Origin of the sequence: Plasticicumulans acidivorans, assembly GCF_003182095.1 — a bacterium.
GTDB classification, from domain to species: domain Bacteria; phylum Pseudomonadota; class Gammaproteobacteria; order Competibacterales; family Competibacteraceae; genus Plasticicumulans; species Plasticicumulans acidivorans.
In genome coordinates, this window is sequence record NZ_QGTJ01000005.1 from 303,545 (window position 1) to 319,393 (window position 15,849).

15 protein-coding genes are annotated in these 15,849 nt (G+C 59.3%); 7 read left to right on the forward strand and 8 right to left on the reverse strand.

Annotated features, from left to right (window positions below):
• Nucleotides 1-5: 5 nt before the first annotated feature.
• From C7443_RS10885 to C7443_RS20525, 6 genes are all read right to left on the reverse strand, one after another.
• Complete coding sequence (locus tag C7443_RS10885) at nucleotides 6-1,241, reverse strand: type II secretion system F family protein (RefSeq protein ID WP_110018624.1); 1,236 nt, start codon at nucleotides 1,239-1,241, stop codon at nucleotides 6-8.
• Nucleotides 1,242-1,258: 17 nt separating this feature from the next.
• Complete coding sequence (pilB, locus tag C7443_RS10890; protein WP_110018625.1) at nucleotides 1,259-3,010, reverse strand: type IV-A pilus assembly ATPase PilB; 1,752 nt, start codon at nucleotides 3,008-3,010, stop codon at nucleotides 1,259-1,261.
• Nucleotides 3,011-3,389: 379 nt separating this feature from the next.
• Complete coding sequence (locus tag C7443_RS10895; RefSeq protein WP_110018626.1) at nucleotides 3,390-3,881, reverse strand: pilin; 492 nt, start codon at nucleotides 3,879-3,881, stop codon at nucleotides 3,390-3,392.
• Between the two features lie 199 nt (nucleotides 3,882-4,080).
• Nucleotides 4,081-5,418: a sigma-54-dependent transcriptional regulator gene (locus C7443_RS10900; protein ID WP_110018627.1), complete on the reverse strand. Its 1,338-nt coding sequence runs from the start codon at nucleotides 5,416-5,418 to the stop codon at nucleotides 4,081-4,083.
• On the reverse strand, nucleotides 5,397-7,097 hold the full coding sequence (locus tag C7443_RS10905) for a two-component system sensor histidine kinase NtrB (RefSeq protein ID WP_110018628.1): 1,701 nt from the start codon (nucleotides 7,095-7,097) through the stop codon (nucleotides 5,397-5,399). The genes C7443_RS10900 and C7443_RS10905 overlap by 22 nt, the downstream gene beginning before the upstream one ends.
• A gap of 42 nt (nucleotides 7,098-7,139) precedes the next feature.
• On the reverse strand, nucleotides 7,140-7,367 hold the full coding sequence (locus tag C7443_RS20525) for a PP0621 family protein (RefSeq protein ID WP_281279403.1): 228 nt from the start codon (nucleotides 7,365-7,367) through the stop codon (nucleotides 7,140-7,142).
• 104 nt (nucleotides 7,368-7,471) lie between these two features.
• Between C7443_RS20525 and sucC the strand changes: the two genes are divergently transcribed.
• The 4 genes from sucC to C7443_RS10925 all read left to right on the forward strand — a co-directional run bounded on the left by sucC (nucleotide 7,472) and on the right by C7443_RS10925 (nucleotide 12,090).
• Nucleotides 7,472-8,632 (forward strand): ADP-forming succinate--CoA ligase subunit beta, encoded by a 1,161-nt coding sequence (gene sucC / locus C7443_RS10910; RefSeq protein ID WP_110018629.1) that lies wholly within the window; start codon nucleotides 7,472-7,474, stop codon nucleotides 8,630-8,632.
• A gap of 13 nt (nucleotides 8,633-8,645) precedes the next feature.
• The gene (sucD, locus tag C7443_RS10915) at nucleotides 8,646-9,518 is read left to right on the forward strand and encodes a succinate--CoA ligase subunit alpha (RefSeq protein ID WP_110018630.1); all 873 of its coding nucleotides are present in this window, start codon (nucleotides 8,646-8,648) and stop codon (nucleotides 9,516-9,518) included.
• 192 nt (nucleotides 9,519-9,710) lie between these two features.
• Complete coding sequence (locus C7443_RS10920; protein WP_281279404.1) at nucleotides 9,711-11,342, forward strand: NAD+ synthase; 1,632 nt, start codon at nucleotides 9,711-9,713, stop codon at nucleotides 11,340-11,342.
• 91 nt (nucleotides 11,343-11,433) lie between these two features.
• The gene (locus C7443_RS10925; RefSeq protein ID WP_170123584.1) at nucleotides 11,434-12,090 is read left to right on the forward strand and encodes a c-type cytochrome; all 657 of its coding nucleotides are present in this window, start codon (nucleotides 11,434-11,436) and stop codon (nucleotides 12,088-12,090) included.
• Between the two features lie 33 nt (nucleotides 12,091-12,123).
• Here the strand turns inward: C7443_RS10925 and C7443_RS10930 are convergent, their stop codons facing one another.
• Both C7443_RS10930 and C7443_RS10935 read right to left on the reverse strand, forming a co-directional pair.
• A complete protein-coding gene (locus C7443_RS10930; protein ID WP_110018633.1) occupies nucleotides 12,124-12,645 on the reverse strand; it encodes a nitroreductase family protein in 522 nt (173 codons plus the stop codon).
• A 17-nt stretch (nucleotides 12,646-12,662) separates the two neighbouring features.
• Nucleotides 12,663-13,469 carry an outer membrane protein assembly factor BamD gene (locus tag C7443_RS10935; RefSeq protein ID WP_110018634.1) on the reverse strand — a complete coding sequence of 269 codons (807 nt, stop codon included), beginning with the start codon at nucleotides 13,467-13,469 and terminating at the stop codon, nucleotides 12,663-12,665.
• 63 nt (nucleotides 13,470-13,532) lie between these two features.
• Between C7443_RS10935 and rluD the strand changes: the two genes are divergently transcribed.
• Genes rluD through C7443_RS10950 form a run of 3 tightly spaced genes read left to right on the forward strand, consistent with a single transcriptional unit; the run spans nucleotide 13,533 to nucleotide 15,845 of the window.
• Entirely contained in the window at nucleotides 13,533-14,555 is a 1,023-nt protein-coding gene (rluD, locus tag C7443_RS10940) for a 23S rRNA pseudouridine(1911/1915/1917) synthase RluD (protein ID WP_110018672.1), read from the forward strand.
• A complete protein-coding gene (pgeF, locus tag C7443_RS10945; RefSeq protein WP_110018635.1) occupies nucleotides 14,552-15,304 on the forward strand; it encodes a peptidoglycan editing factor PgeF in 753 nt (250 codons plus the stop codon). Before rluD ends, pgeF begins: the two co-directional genes overlap by 4 nt.
• 55 nt (nucleotides 15,305-15,359) lie before the next feature.
• Nucleotides 15,360-15,845: a HugZ family pyridoxamine 5'-phosphate oxidase gene (locus C7443_RS10950; protein ID WP_110018636.1), complete on the forward strand. Its 486-nt coding sequence runs from the start codon at nucleotides 15,360-15,362 to the stop codon at nucleotides 15,843-15,845.
• Nucleotides 15,846-15,849 lie beyond the last annotated feature (4 nt).

Genomic DNA, 15,849 nt, shown 5'->3' on the forward strand with positions numbered 1-15,849 from the left:
CCATCTCAAACCACAGAGCCGAGTTTGAATATTGGTAGATACATCGCGATGACTAAACTGCCAACAATGCCAGCCAATAAGGCCATAACTAATGGTTCGATTAAGGTAGTCAGTGCACCGATTTTATTGTCGAGTTCTTCTTCATAGAAATCAGCAACTTTATCGAGCATGTCAGAGAGAGAGCCTGCTTCCTCACCGATAGAAACCATCTGCACGACCATATCGGGGAATAATGTTGTCTGGCGCATCGCAAAGTTAAGTTGCTGGCCGGAGGCAACGGCATCTCTCATTTCAAGTACAGCTTTTTCGTAAACGATGTTACCTGTTGCACCGGCTACAGAGCGCATGGCATCGACAAGGGGCACGCCACCTCCAAACATTGTCGCTAAGGTGCGAGCAAAGCGTGAATTGGCAGACAGTGTCATGATATTGCCAAGAATCGGTAATCGTAATGATAAGCGATCTACGCTTTCACGAAAAGCAGCAGAGCGTTTATGCGACTCAATAAGCCCAAATGCTGTAATAACTCCGCCGCCGATTAGCAGGTACCACCAAGCTTGCATGAACTGAGAGGCGGAGATAACCATTCGTGTGAAAGCGGGCAAGTCAGCCCCGAATCCTTTAAATAAAGACTCAAACTGAGGAATTACAAAAATAAGAATAAAAACAGTGACTATGACGGCGACAAATAAAACAATGGTTGGGTATAGCAAAGCTTTTTTTACTTTTGCCTTTATGCTTTCGCTTTTTTCTTTGTAAACGGCAATTTTTGCCAGGATGCCGTCGAGCACACCAGCCTCTTCTCCAGCATTAACCAGATTGCAGTAAAGGTTATCAAAATATAATGGGTGGCGGCCGAGTGCTGCTGCAAACGGGAGTCCACTTTCGACATCCGTTTTGATTTCACGCAGCATGTCGCGCAGTTTTGGGCTTCGTGCACCATTGACAAGCATATCAAGCGATTGCACAACTGGAACGCCCGCATTGAGCATTGTCGATAATTGCCGTGTTACCAGCATGATATCGTGTGGTGTGATTTTGTTGCCAAAGGTAAATAATGGTTTTGGCTTCTTTTTAACCTTGCCGACGACAATGCCCTGTCGGCGCAATTCGGCTTTTACTAAGAGCTCGTTGGCGCTGCGTAATTCTCCTTTAACGCGTTTCCCTCGCTTATCAACCCCGTCCCATAAATACACCGTTTCCTGCGGGGATTGTGCGACTTTTGCTGGCGTTTTTGCCATCTTTTTGCTCTCCTGTTTTAATCCTTGGTCACGCGGTTGACCTCATCGAGTCCAGTTACGCCCTGCCGCACTTTGAGCAGACCAGACTCACGCAAATCGCGCACGCCTTCCTTACGTGCTTGGTCAGCCAGCTGAATGGCGTTACCGCCAGCCATCATGATTCGCCCCATTTCTTCTGAAATTGGCATGACTTGGTAGATGCCTACTCGGCCTTTGTATCCTCCAGTGCACTGATCGCAGCCGATCGGTTTATAGATCGTCAGTGAATTCAGCTCATCGGCTTTGAAGCCTAACTTTATTAGCTCTTCTGGGGGAATGCTGTGATCTTCAGCTTTGCAATTCGAACATAAACGGCGCGCCAGACGCTGAGCGATAATCAGAGAAACGCTTGATGCGATGTTGTAAGGCTCAACACCCATATTCATCAAGCGCGATAACGTTTGTGGCGCGTCATTGGTGTGCAGGGTGGAAAGCACCATATGACCTGTTTGTGCAGCCTTGATGGCGATTTCGGCTGTTTCCAAGTCGCGGATCTCGCCGACCATGATGATGTCTGGATCCTGACGAAGGAATGCGCGCAGTGCATTCGCGAAGGTCATGCCAGTTTTCAGGTTAACATTGACTTGGTTGATTCCCGACAGCTGAATTTCTACTGGGTCTTCGGCTGTTGATATATTGACTTCCGCGGTATTAAGGATGTTTAAGCCTGTATAGAGAGACACGGTCTTGCCAGAGCCGGTAGGACCAGTGACCAGAACCATGCCCTGTGGTTTCATGAGAGCGTTGAGAAATAGTTTTTTCTGGTCTGGCTCATAACCAAGTGCGTCGATGCCAAGCTTGGCGCTGCCGGAGTCGAGAATACGCAGCACAACTTTTTCGCCGTATAGAGTCGGCAGTGTATTCATGCGGAAGTCGATGGCGCGCTTCGCTGAAAGTCGCATCTTGATTCGACCGTCCTGAGGCACACGCCTTTCCGCGATATCAAGGTGTGCCATGACTTTCAGGCGAGCAGCAATACGGGTTGCTAAATTGCTAGGCGGCCTCGCCATTTCATGAAGCATGCCATCAATGCGGAAGCGTACCCTGTACTGTGTTTCGTAGGGTTCGAAGTGAATGTCCGAAGCTCCACGATTAATTGCATCAAGCAATACACGGTTGACGAAACGCACGATGGGGGTGTCGTCAGCATCGCCAGTGCCGGCGGCCCCTGTTGCAGTTGAGTCATCAACACCAGTATCGAAATCACCGCCTTCAACTGTGATGTTGTCGAGACCTTCATCCAACTGCCCGGCCATCTCCGTCACGGGTTTGTCGAGCGCTTGCTCGATGACTGGGCCTATCTGGTCCTCCAGTACAATGATCGGTTCGAGCGAAAGGCCACACTGAAATTTGATCTCATCCAGTCCTTCTTGATCGGTCGGATCGGCGAGGCCGACAAATAGACGCATGCCTCGCTTCAAGAGGGGGATGACACGATGTTTGCGGATCAGTTTTTCGCTTACCGCATCAATGGGGGCCTGGGAGAAGTCGACTGCTTTCAGGTCAAGCAGGGGGAGCCCGAGGTTACGTTGCAGCGCTGAGGCGATGTCGGCTGCTTTGGCAAGTTTCTGCTCTACGAGGAGCGAGGTGAGGCTGGTATCACCGTTCTGTGATAGTGAATTGATATTTTTGGCTTTTTCTTCCGATAAGAGGCCGTCCTTGACGAGATGCCGTAGCAGCCCTGGCAAGTTCGATGAATCCGGGTGCTGGGAGGGGCGGGAAGCTGCCATTTGGTGTCGCTCTGCACGTTCGCTTGGAAGGAGATTTCGCTGCTAGAAGCAGAGGACACTGTACTAATAGCATCGAATCGGTGCAAAGCGTGGAACGGGAAGCCGGCAAGGCCAGCAGAACAGATCAAGCAGGGGGGGGCGGAAAGAGCATCCCGGTCGATGGAACGTGCGTCTTTGTAAACGCCATGGATTTTTAAAAAGCGCTGATGATGCTTTAGCCTGATTCAGCGCAGTGATGAACAGTTTAAAGATTACGACGTATCCGTGATTAATTTATATCTGACTGATGATACAACGAGCTGCAAGCACGAATTTTCGTGATTGCAGCTCGTTGTGTGCCGTCTAAGTTAGTAATACGGCAGCAGCTGGACTTGAATCGTTAACCGCGGCAGGAGCCCGGTAAAAACTTCGCCGGGATACCATCAGTACCTGCAGGGCCGCATACCCACTTGAAGACCGGGCTGCCCATGTTGGTTGGAGCGGCCATCGCGGCCATATCGTTTGCATAAGGAGTCAAAACAATAGACTTGTTATCAATGTCGGTGTCGCCAAAGTTCTGGGCTGTGACGGTAATGACGCCATTTTTATCCGTTGTGACGCTTTTCACGTATTTGGTTGGAGCAGTACCGCCAGTGCCGGTATTGGCTTCACAGCCCCAGCCATTGGCTCCAGGTGACGTTGTCGAACTACCAGTTTGATAGACCTCTGTGATGGTTGTGCGACAAGCGCTGGCTGCCAAAACCACTTCAGACATTTTGGCTTTCTTCGTGTAGTCCTGATACGAGGGAATGGCTACAGCAGCCAAGATGCCGATGATCGCGACAACGATCATTAATTCAATGAGGGTAAAGCCCTGTTGAGTTTTTTTCACCTTCGACTCTCCTTGTGGATAGAGGAAATGGTCAGCGCTGCTAGAGTGACCATGCTTTGAGTAGAGCAAATTGAATGCCACCAACAATTGGTGCAATGCCGCAGCACGCTAAGTCAGGGTTTTTAAGGCTTAAGCGTCATCGGCATGGGGCAGGGCGTGTGGCTGGGTGACAATTTTCGTCAGCTCTTGACGTCGAGGGTCAGTCGAGGCCGAGCTTTTTCAGCCGATAGCGTAAGGCCCGGAAGCTGATACCGAGCTTCTCTGCAGCAGCAGTTTTGTTGTGTTGGCAGGCGAGCAAAGCGGCCTCAATGGCTTCCTTCTCTAAGCTTTCAAGATAGCGCTCGAGATCAGAAACCTGAGTGACGTGCTGATGTGGGGAGGGTGCGGTGCATGTGTCAGGCAGTTGAAGATCATCGACGTCAATGGTCTGGCCTTCGCTAAGAGTCCAAGCCCGTTCGAGAATGTTTTCTAGCTCACGGATGTTGCCGGGGAAAGGATACGTGCGCAGGCCGTCCAGAGCCCGTGCTGACAGGCGGGGACAGGGATGGTCACCTGCAAGACGCCCGAGCAGATGGGCGCACAGTGGTTCAATATCTTCAGGGCGTTCGCGCAACGGCGGCAGGCGCAGCTCGATGACGTTGAGTCGGTAGTAAAGGTCCTGGCGAAAGCGGCCCTCGTGAACCATGCGCACGAGATCCTGATGACTGGCTGAGAGGATACGAACGTCGACAGGCTGTTCGTGCGCCGCGCCGACCGGGCGCACTGCACGCTCCTGGATCGCACGCAGCAGCTTGACTTGCATTGGGGGGGGCAGTTCGGCAACTTCATCGAGGAACAGCGTGCCGCCTTCTGCTGCTTGAAACAGGCCCTGCTTGTCTGTGTTCGCGCCTGTGAAGGCGCCGCGCTTGTGGCCGAAGAACTCCGATTCCATCAGCTCAGCCGGTATCGCTCCACAGTTCACCGGGATGAACGGGCGGTCGGCGCGAGGTCCATGCGCATGAATCAGGCGTGCAACGACTTCTTTGCCGGTGCCGGATTCGCCGCTGACAAGCACGGGTGCCTGGCTGCGTGCGAGCTTGCGGATCATTGCCCGCACATGCTCCATGGCGGGTGATCGACCGATGAGATCGGAGCGGTGATTGGTGTTTTCACGTCCGTCAGGTAACGGTGCGAGCTTGCGTGCCTGGTTGACGAGATGGCGCAGTGTGGCGATATCAAAAGGTTTGGAGACGAAGTCGAACGCGCCTAATTTGAGGGCTTCAACGGCCGTTTCCACATTGCCATGTGCAGTAATGACGGCGACAGGAATGTCCGGATGAAGGCGCTGGATATAGGCCACCAGCTCAAGTCCGTCACCGTCGGGCAGACGCATGTCGGTAATACAAAACTGATAGCGGCTGCCGTCTTCGAGCAATGTTTTGGCCTGTGCTAGCTTTGCGGCGGGTACGCACTGCACCCCCATGGGCTCCAGCGTCAGTGCGATCAATTCGCGCAGGTCGTCCTCGTCGTCGAGGATCAGGGCGCGGCAACTTTCCATGTTGACCCCTCGGTTGTGCGCGCAGTCGGCGGCAGCGTGATGCGAAAGCGGCTGCCGGGGCCATGATTGGCCAGATATTGCAACTGGGCTCGATTGGCTTCGCAGAGTTCGCGGGCGATATAGAGGCCGAGGCCAGTGCCCTGCGGGTTAGTGGTGAAGAACGGCTCGAAAATCTTTTTGGCCTCAGGCTCCGGTATGCCAGCGCCTTCATCGATTACCTCGATATAGGGACGATGGCGTTCGGCATCCATAGCGGCCAGTAAGCGGATCCGTGGAGTACTGCCTTCAGGCGTGCCGTGCTCGCAGGCGTTATCACACAGATTCCACAGGACTTGCCGTAGATGGCCACTGTCAAAGCTGACCCGGAGGGTGTCGGGTTGTACGCGGATTTCCATCTCCGGTGCCGGTTCTCCATGCCCACGCATGAACTCCCGGCAAAAGTCTTCGAGCCATGGGTGTAGTGTCAGGTCTTCAGCATGGGCTTTGTCTCGACGGGAAAGGTCGAGCACGTTGCTGATAATCCGGCTGGCACGTCCCGCATTGTCGAAAATGATCTTACCCAGGCGTTTCTCGGCGGGATTCGCCGTGGACTCCGCCAGCAATTGTGCCGCGTGGCTGATCGATGCCAAGGGGTTGCGTATCTCGTGAGCGATGCTTGCCGTCAGGCGACCGAGGGCGGCGAGTTTGATCTGCTGCAGGCGCTGTGCGGCCGCGGCGGAGTCTTCGAGGAAGACCATCGTTTCGAAAGCCAGGTTGCCCGATAGCGGAGTGAATTCAGGAATCAGCTCTGGCAGATGATCGGCGGGGCGAAAGGGGCGGGGTTGCGTCAGGCCGGCTCCGAGCCAGGCCGCCAGGCGTTGGGATAACTCAGGGGAAATCTCCGACAGCGGCCGTCCTTCCGCTTCCTCGTGAAAGTCGAGTAATTCCGCAGCGGTCTGGTTCATCAGCGTCACCCGCGCCATGCGATCGACAACGACGATACCGGATTGCAGATGGCGGATGATTTCGGCGTTGAGTTCTGCGATCTGCAGCAGTTCGTGAGTGCGTTCGTTGACCAGTGTTTCGTTGCGCCGTGTCCGTTCCGCGATGGCAAAGGCGGCAGTGGATGCCCCGGCGATCGCTAAACACAAGGTGATGATCTGAGCGGCTTCCCCGCCACGCTGCTGCGCGGTATTCAGCAGTGACGGTAAAAGGTCGAACATGAAGTACGGGGCGCCTGTGCGTGCGGCAAATTCTTCCCACAGGTTGCTGAACCAGGCTGCAAAGATCGTAAGGCAGCTCAATGCGGTCACTGCGACAACCAGACGGCGCGGGAGCAGGATGGCCGAGCCCGCGATCGCTGATACCAGCAGTGCCCCCAGACTGCCGCTGCCGCCACTGCCGGTGTAGATCAATGCAGCGAATACGCCGATGTCAATGAATGCCTGAACGATGGCTTGTATCGGTAGCGTAATGTGGCGGTAGTAACTCAGACAAAAGCCTGCTGCGACCAGAAAAAAATAGATGTTTGCCGATGCCCAGAACAATGACGGGTCACGTGCGCCAAACACGCGGCCCTGTTCGCCCAGCAGTGCGACGGCCAGCAGCAAAGCGGCAATGACCAGGCGATACAGAATGTAGGCGCGATAAACCTGCCAGTTTCGGCGGCGATCGAGGAGGCTGTCGGTGTCCCTCGGCATGGTTCAATGACTCTCCGGATTTCCGAAAGTCCGCCTGGCGAATCAGGACGGGTTCCTTCCAAGTGCGCGATGCTCCTTACAGCAATAACTGTCACCCGCCGCATCGCGTACGGCCTGTGACGCTGGAAAGTGTAAGCCGCAGTGCGCACAACGCACCATCGGGCGGTACGCCGGCGGAGTTTCCATCGGGATACTTGGTCGCTGCCAGCGGCGTTTCCACCACCACCAAATTGCAGCGACCAACAGGAATAACAGCAGCAGTTTCAGCATGGTGAGCAACTTGGATTGAGGTGCGCCGGCATTGTGGCGGCACAGGATTTTTCGCGGGTGTTCAGTTAGGATACCGGCTCCTATCGAAAGGGGGTGGAATTCGCATGAATCTGCACGAATACCAAGCTAAGGAGCTTTTCCGCCAGTTCGGCGTTGCGGTTCCGCGTGGCATCAAGGCGACTTCTCCGAAGGAGGCCGTAGACGCCGCCAAGGAGCTCGGCGGCTCGATTTGGGTGGTCAAGGCCCAGGTCCATGCGGGTGGTCGTGGCAAGGCTGGCGGCGTCAAGCTCGCGCGCAGCCTGCAGGAGGTCGAGGACATTGCCGGGCAGCTGCTCGGTTCGCGTCTGGCGACCAAGCAGACGGGCCCGGAAGGCCTGCCGATTCATGCGCTGCTGATCGAAGAAGGATTGAACATCGTCAACGAGCTGTACCTGTCGGTGCTCGTCGATCGCAGCAGCAAGCGCATTGCATTCGTCGGTTCGTCCGAAGGCGGCATGGATATCGAGGAAGTTGCGGAAAGCACGCCCGAAAAAATCCTGACCGTAACCGTCGATCCGACCGCGGGTTTCCAGGCCTATGAGGCGCGGCAGATGGGCTTCGGCATGGGGCTGGCGAAGCCGCAGGTCGATCATCTGGTCAAGGTCATGCATGGTCTTTATGACATGTTCGTCGCCAAGGATGCGTCGCTGGTTGAGATCAACCCGCTGATCGTCACCGGCGAGGGCAAGCTGCTCGCGCTTGATGCGAAGGTCGGCCTGGACGATAACGCTCTGTATCGGCACAAAGATCTCGCCGAGATGCGTGACTCGACCCAGGAAGACGAGCGCGAGAACATGGCGCACGAAATCGGCCTGAATTACGTCGCGCTCGACGGCAACATCGGCTGCATGGTTAACGGTGCCGGTCTGGCCATGGCCACGATGGACATGGTCAAGCTGCACGGTGGTGAGCCGGCCAACTTCCTCGATGTCGGTGGCGGTGCCACCGCCGAGCGTGTGGCCAAGGCGTTCAAGCTCATCCTCTCCTCCGACAAGGTTCGCGCGATCTTCGTCAACATCTTCGGTGGCATCGTGCGCTGCGATCTGATCGCCGAGGGCATCATCGCCGCAGTCAAGGAAGTCGGTCTGACCATTCCCGTGGTGGTGCGTCTGCAGGGCACCAACGTCGAGGCCGGTCGCAAAATGCTCTCGGAGAGCGGCATGAACATCATCGCTGCCGACGATCTGACCGAAGCTGCCAAGGCCGCCGTCGCCGCTGCGAAGTAATTCAGGGGGATACATGAGCATTCTGATCGACAAGAACACGAAGCTGATCTGCCAGGGCTTCACTGGCTCTCAGGGCACGTTCCACTCCGAGCAGTGTCTGGCTTATGGCACCAATCTGGTCGGCGGAGTCAGCCCCGGCAAGGGCGGCTCCACCCATCTCGGCAAGCCGGTGTTCAACACCGTGCACGAAGCCGTCAAAGATGCCGGTGCCAATGCTTCGATGATCTATGTTCCGGCACCTTTCGCGGCTGATGCGATCCTTGAAGCGGCTGATGCCGGCGTCAAGGTGATCGCCTGCATCACCGAGGGCATCCCGGTCATGGATATGCTCAAGGTCAAGGCGGCGCTGAAGGGTTCGGATATCAAACTGATCGGTCCGAACTGCCCGGGTCTGATCACTCCTGGCGAATGCAAAATGGGCATCATGCCCGGCCACATCCACCTGCCGGGCAAGATTGGTATCGTGTCGCGTTCCGGCACGCTCACCTACGAAGCGGTACACCAGACGACGCGTATCGGTCTAGGCCAGTCGACCTGCGTCGGCATTGGTGGTGACCCGATCCACGGCATGAGCTTCATTGATGTGCTTGAGATGTTCGAAGCCGACAGCGCCACCAAGGGCATCGTCATGGTCGGTGAAATCGGCGGTTCCGCCGAGGAAGAAGCTGCCGAATTCATCAAGGCCAATGTGCGCAAGCCGGTCGTCGCCTACATTGCCGGTGTGACGGCACCTCCTGGCAAGCGCATGGGCCATGCTGGCGCGATCATCGCTGGCGGTAAGGGTACGGCCAAGGATAAGTTTGCTGCGCTTGAGGCTGCGGGCGTCAAGACGGTGCGTTCGCCGGCTGATATTGGCGCGGCGATCAACGAGTTCTTTGCTGGCTGAGCGTCTGCACCACTCGATCTGAAAGGGGCGGACGCCAGTCCGCCCCTTTTTCTTGTTTGTTCAACCGGCGACGGATGCCGGAGAGCAGTGGAAACCGGATTGGGTTTCCGCTGGGCATGAAATCGTCGGGGCACGGTGTGGAAAGTGCATGGTGTGCGTCGGCGTCGGACTGCCGCTATTCGGGAGATCATTGTGAATACGAGCCCTGCCACCCTGACTGTCGTCATGGCACAGTTCGATCCGCTGGTGGGTGACATCACCGGCAACGCTCGGCGCATCATTGAACTCGCACGCCAGGCGCGTGAGCAGCATGGCGCGGATGTTGTCGTGTTTCCGGAGCTGGCGATTACCGGCTATCCGCCGGAGGATTTGCTGCTGCGCCCGGAAGTCATCCGCCAGAGCGAAGCCTCACTGAACGAGATCGCTATGGCGGCGGCGGGTGTTGCCCTGGTCATTGGTTTCCCGTGGGCTAGTGATGGCCATCTCTACAATGCGGCGGCTTTCGTCGTGGATGGTGCCGTGCAGGCGATTTATGCCAAGCAATGCCTGCCGAACTACGGCGTGTTCGATGAAAAGCGCTATTTCGAGTCTGGGAAAGGGGCGCTTGTCATCGAGTATGCGGGCGTCCGTCTCGGGCTGACGATCTGCGAGGACATCTGGCAACCGCAGCCCGCCGCACTGGCCAAGGCAGCAGGCGCGCAGTTGCTGCTGAACCTGAACGCCTCGCCCTACCATCGGGCAAAGTCATCGGAGCGACATTCGGTGCTGGCCGCACGGGCGCGGGAGACTGGATTACCGGTTATCTACGTCAATCAGGTCGGAGGCCAGGATGAGCTGGTGTTCGACGGTGGTTCAATGGTCGTCGATGGCAGTGGGGAGTTGATGCAGCGGGCGCCTGCTTTTACGGAGGGCCTGTACCCCGTGACCGTCGATGTCGGGGCATCAGTCCGCGTGCATCGCGGTGCGGTAGCGGAAGCGCTGCGCGATGAAGCAGAAGTGTATTCCGCGCTGGTGCTCGGTACGCGTGACTATGTGCGCAAGAACGGTTTCAGCGGAGTGGTGCTTGGTTTGTCCGGAGGAATCGATTCGGCACTGACACTGGCCATCGCTGTGGACGCCATTGGTCCGGAAGGTGTCGTGGCGGTATCCATGCCATCGCGTTTCACCGCTGACATGAGCAACGAAGATGCAGCCCGGGAAGCGCAGCGGTTGGGTGTCGAGTATCACGTGTTGCCGATCGAGCCGGCGTTTCAGTCCTTCCTGTCTATCCTGGAGCCTCTGTTCGCTGGCAAATCCTTTGACACGACTGAAGAAAATATCCAGGCGCGCTGCCGTGGCGTGCTGCTGATGGCGCTGTCGAACAAGTCCGGCAAGTTGGTGTTGACCACCAGTAACAAAAGCGAGACGGCCGTCGGCTATTCGACACTGTATGGCGATATGGCAGGAGGCTTCGCGCCGATCAAGGATGTGCCGAAGACCCTGGTGTATCGGCTTGCCTATTGGCGTAATGCACAGGAGCCGGTGATCCCGCAGCGGGTGATCGATCGTGCCCCCTCGGCGGAATTGCGGCCGGATCAGAAGGATCAGGACAGTCTGCCGGACTACGCTGAGCTTGACGCGATTCTTGAAGCGTATGTCGAGCAGGATCGCTCGGTTGAAGACATCGTCTCCGCTGGCTTTGAACGAGCAGACGTGGAGCGCGTGGCTCGGCTGGTGATCGTCAACGAGTACAAGCGTCGTCAGGCTGCACCCGGCGTGCGCATTACTCCGCGGGCGTTTGGGCGCGATCGGCGCTATCCAATCACTTCGGGTTTCAAGCGCTGAAAAGGACCGCAGAAAGGTAGCCGCGGCGTGACACAAGACACGCTGATGCCGTCCTATGATTACTGCGGTGAAGCAGCTGAGGAGGGCAGGCATGGTCAGGCCAAGGCGGAGTGTGTTTTCCCTGTTTGTCGCATTGTTCGGTGTGCTGGCAGGGGGGACGGCGCTCGCGGGGGAGGTGATCGCCGAGCAGGCCAGTGCACTGCTGGCCCAGGCGGCGAAATCGCCTCAGGCTAAGACTGAACTGTTGGAAAAAGGACGCGACCGGGCGGCGTTCTGCGCTTATTGCCACGGCAGTGACGGCGGCGCGACGCGTCCCGACTATCCGAACCTTGCCGGGCAGTCGGTCGACTACCTGGCCGCACAGCTGCGGCAATTTGGTGGCTCTGAGCGCCACCGGCGGGTCATGAACGAACTCAGCACCGGCATGACCGATGCCGACAAGGCGTTGCTGGTGGCTTACTACAACAGCCTGCCGCCGAAACCGCCGATTCCGGGGGATGCCAAGCAGCTGGCGGTTGGTAAGGGTTTATTCACGGCACGCTGCCAGTCCTGCCACGGAGTCGATGCTCATGGCATCGAGGGCCGTGCCCGCCTGGCAAGCCAGAAGCCGGCTTATCTTGAGCGTATCCTGCTGGATTTCCGTGATGGCAGCGACCGCGCCGGTGGTTCCGTGATGCGCGGCTTGGTTAAGCCGCTGTCGGATGACGACGTCCGGGCACTGGCGGCCTACCTGGCCAGCCTGCCGTGACCGTCAGGCTGGACTGGGGCCGTTGATCCAGGCTCAGCGGAAGCTGACCACGTCGTTTATGCGTCGACGTGGCGTGGCCGTCGGCAGTTCGGCGGGATAGCCGATCGTCATCAGTGCGATCGGCTCAAGCTCGGTGTCGAGTGTGAGCAGGCGACGCACTGCATCCGTATCGAAGTAACCGATCCAGGCTGAGCCCATGCCGGCGGCGACAACCGCCAGCTGAGCATATGCAGCGGCGATCGTCGTGTCCTGAATGGCGTAGAGACGTTCGCCTCGTTCCCCGAACTCCCGGGCCGAGCGCTTCGGGTCGGCGCAAAACACCAGGCAGACCGGCGCCTCGGCGATGAACTGCTGATTTTCAGCGGCCGCAGCCAGGGCGGCTCGCTCCGCGGGGTCGCGCACGACGATGATGCGATAGGCCTGCAGGTCGCCTGCGGAAGGCGCTGCACAGGCCATTTCAAGGATGGCGTGCAGCGGTGCATCTTCGACCGGCATGTCACTCTGATAATGCCGGACCGAATGCCGGTGGCGTACCGTCGAAAAGAAATCCCACATCGCCCGCTCTCCCTTGATCAACGCTTGCCCTGGGCACCTAGCTGGGCGGTCAGCGTCGCCAGCTCCGGGTGCTGCGGATAATTCTGGCGCAGCACGCGCAAGGCGTCGCTGGCCAGGTCGTACATGCCGAGTCCGATATAGGCGCGTGCCATGACCGCCAGCGCATCACCGGCGGCAGGACTGCTGGCATAGTTGGCAATGATGTACTTGGCGCGGTTGATCGCAGCAACGTAGTCGCCACGGTCGGCATAGAAGTGAGCAACGTTGAGCTCGTAGGTCGCCAGGTTGTTGCGCAGGAACAGCATGCGCTTGCGGGCATCCTCGGCGTAGCGGCTCTGTGGGAATTTGGTCACCAGATCGTTGAAGTCGTTGAACGACTGCATGGCGACGGCGGAGTCGGTTCGTGTCGGGTCCGGCGGCAGCACGCGATCGAGCGGGCTGCCCTGACGCTCAAAGTTCGTCAGCCCCTTCAGGTAGTAGGCGTAATCGACGAAGGGATGGCGTGGATAGGTGCGGATGAAGCGGTCTGCTGCGGCAATGGCTGAATCCGCCTCGCCATCCTTGTAGTATGCGTAGATCGACTCCAGCTGCGCCTGCTGCGCATAGCGCCCGAACGGATAGCGGGCCTGGAGTTTTTCATAGTAATTGAGCGCCGCCTCGTAATTGCCCTCGTTCAGGTTGTCCTTGGCTTCCGAGTAGAGCTTAGCGGCGGACCAGTCCTTGGTTTCGTCGACCTTCTCGGGTAGCCACGAACAACCGGTGGCCAACAGCAGGCAGGCGGCCAATGCTGCCGGGAAGCGAAAGCGCGCGGTGCTTGAGGACATCGGTTCGTTTCTGGCGAGGGGAGAGGAGCGCGTGAGTATATCCCGCACCGCCGAAGCATGAACATGCCAGCCCCTGAACGTATCGATCACATCATCCCGGCCGAGCTCAGCGGCCAGCGTCTCGACCAGGCGCTGGCCGAGCTGCTGCCGGACCATTCCCGCGCCCGCATCCAGCAGTGGATCAAGAGCGGCGTGCTGCGCCTCGACGGTCGCATCGTCAAACCGCGCGAACCGATCTTCGGCGGCGAGCGCGTCAGCGGCGAGATCGAGCCCGAGGTCGCCGTTGCCGACCAGCCGCAGGACATTCCGCTCGTCGTGCGGTTCGAAGACGACGACATCCTGATCATCGACAAGCCTGCCGGGCTGGTCGTCCATCCGGCAGCCGGCAATCCGGATGGCACGCTGGTCAACGCGCTGCTGCATCACGCGCCGGTAACCGCGCAGCTGCCACGCGCCGGTATCGTCCATCGACTCGACAAAGACACTTCGGGCCTACTGGTGGTCGCCAAGAGCCTGCGGGCTCACACCGCGCTGGTCGAGCAGCTGCAGGCGCGCACGATGGGGCGCGAGTACCAGGCGATCGCCTGCGGTGTGCTGGTGTCGGGCGGACTGGTCGATGTCCCGATCGGCCGTCACGGCACCGACCGCAAGCGCATGGCGGCGACACCCGGCGGCAAGCCGGCGGTCACTCATTTTCGCGTGCTGGAACGCTTTCGCGGTCACACACACCTGGCGCTCAAGCTCGAAACCGGGCGCACGCACCAGATCCGCGTGCACATGGCGTTCATGCACCATCCGCTGGTTGGCGATCCGGTCTACGGCGGCCGTCTGCGGCTGCCCCCTGGTTGCACCGCGGAATTGAGTGCCGCACTCAAGGCGTTCAAGCGCCAGGCCCTGCACGCGCGCAAGCTGACGCTGACACATCCCGGCAGCGGCAAACGCATGAGCTGGACGGCGCCGGCGCCGGCGGATTTTCAGGCGCTGCTCGAAGTGCTGCGGGCCGACGGCGGCGCCGATGGCCTGCCCGGAGGGCAGCCGACGAGCTGGATCGATGAGGATGGCGTCGAATGGATCTACGCGGAATGAGCACCACCGCGGCCGACGGGCTGATCGTGCCGGACTGGCCGGCTCCGGCAGGCGTGCGTGCGGCGGCGACCACACGCTCCGGCGGCGTCAGCAAGGCGCCTTACGCCAGTTTCAACCTCGGTCAGCATGTCGGTGATGATCCGCTCGCCGTGCTGGAAAACCGGCGGCGGCTGGTCGCTCGCCTTGGGCTTACGCGCGAACCGGCGTGGCTGCAGCAGGTGCACGGTTGCGGAGTGGCGGCGGCCGAGACGGTCGACCCCCCGGCCGAAGCCGATGCAGCGGTGACGCGCACGCCCGGCGTCGCCTGTGTGGTGATGACCGCCGACTGCCTGCCAGTGCTGTTTTGCGACCGCGACGGCCGTGTCGTTGCAGCGGCCCATGCCGGCTGGCGCGGCCTGGTCGGCGGCGTGCTGGAGGCGACGCTGGCGCGCATGGCGGTTGATCCGGCAGCGGTGCTCGCCTGGCTCGGGCCGGCGATCGGGCCGGCGGCGTTCGAGGTCGGCCCCGAAGTGCGCGCAGCCTTCGTCGCCGCCGATGCCGGCGCCGGGGCATGCTTCGTGGCTGCCAGCGGTGATCGCCTGCATGCCGATCTCTATGCGCTGGCGCGTCGGCGCCTGGCGCGGGTCGGGGTGACACAGGTGTTCGGTGGCGGGCGCTGCACCTACCGCGAGACCGACACCTTTTATTCATACCGCCGCTCACCGCTCACCGGCCGCCAGGCCACCCTGATCTGGCTCGCCGAGGTTTGAGTCGGCCGTTTGCCCGTGTCGTCACCGCTGTTCGCTACTGACGGGAGTCGTGCTCATGGAACCCGAAATCGCCCAGCAACTTGCTTCGCTGATCCGGGCGCAGCGCTGGGCCGCACTGGCCACGCTCGGTGCCGACGGCCCTGAGGTCTCGCATGTCGCCTATGCCGTCGAAGGGGCATTCGAGGGCGTGCTGCTGCATCTGTCGCAGCTCGCCGCGCACACCAGGCAACTGCTCGCCGACCCGCGCGCCAGTCTTGCCATCGGCGAGCCCGACGATGGCCGCGCTGATCCGCAGACGCTGGCGCGGGTGACGTTGTTCGGCGCAGTCGAAGCGCTTGTCCGCGACAGCGACGCCTATTCTGCCGCCCGGGCGATTTATCTTGCCCGGCTGCCGCAGGCCGAGCCGTTGTTCGGCTTCGGTGATTTTCAGCTGTTTCGCCTGCGCCCGCTGCGTGCGCGTTTCGTCGGCGGCTTCGCGCGGGCACGGAGCTTCGACCGCGCCGCCCTGCAGGCGGCCGGTGCGCTGGCAGTGAGTGGCTGACCGT

Bases quoted from the DNA above. Each gene is read 5' to 3' on its own strand.
- C7443_RS10885 (WP_110018624.1), bottom strand. From the start codon at position 1,241: ATGGCAAAAACGCCAGCAAAAGTCGCACAATCCCCGCAGGAAACGGTG.
- pilB (WP_110018625.1), bottom strand. From the start codon at position 3,010: ATGGCAGCTTCCCGCCCCTCCCAGCACCCGGATTCATCGAACTTGCCA.
- C7443_RS10900 (WP_110018627.1), bottom strand. From the start codon at position 5,418: ATGGAAAGTTGCCGCGCCCTGATCCTCGACGACGAGGACGACCTGCGC.
- C7443_RS10905 (WP_110018628.1), bottom strand. From the start codon at position 7,097: ATGCCGAGGGACACCGACAGCCTCCTCGATCGCCGCCGAAACTGGCAG.
- C7443_RS20525 (WP_281279403.1), bottom strand. From the start codon at position 7,367: ATGCTGAAACTGCTGCTGTTATTCCTGTTGGTCGCTGCAATTTGGTGG.
- sucC (WP_110018629.1), top strand. From the start codon at position 7,472: ATGAATCTGCACGAATACCAAGCTAAGGAGCTTTTCCGCCAGTTCGGC.
- sucD (WP_110018630.1), top strand. From the start codon at position 8,646: ATGAGCATTCTGATCGACAAGAACACGAAGCTGATCTGCCAGGGCTTC.
- C7443_RS10925 (WP_170123584.1), top strand. From the start codon at position 11,434: ATGGTCAGGCCAAGGCGGAGTGTGTTTTCCCTGTTTGTCGCATTGTTC.
- C7443_RS10930 (WP_110018633.1), bottom strand. From the start codon at position 12,645: ATGTGGGATTTCTTTTCGACGGTACGCCACCGGCATTCGGTCCGGCAT.
- C7443_RS10935 (WP_110018634.1), bottom strand. From the start codon at position 13,469: ATGTCCTCAAGCACCGCGCGCTTTCGCTTCCCGGCAGCATTGGCCGCC.
- rluD (WP_110018672.1), top strand. From the start codon at position 13,533: ATGCCAGCCCCTGAACGTATCGATCACATCATCCCGGCCGAGCTCAGC.
- pgeF (WP_110018635.1), top strand. From the start codon at position 14,552: ATGAGCACCACCGCGGCCGACGGGCTGATCGTGCCGGACTGGCCGGCT.
- C7443_RS10950 (WP_110018636.1), top strand. From the start codon at position 15,360: ATGGAACCCGAAATCGCCCAGCAACTTGCTTCGCTGATCCGGGCGCAG.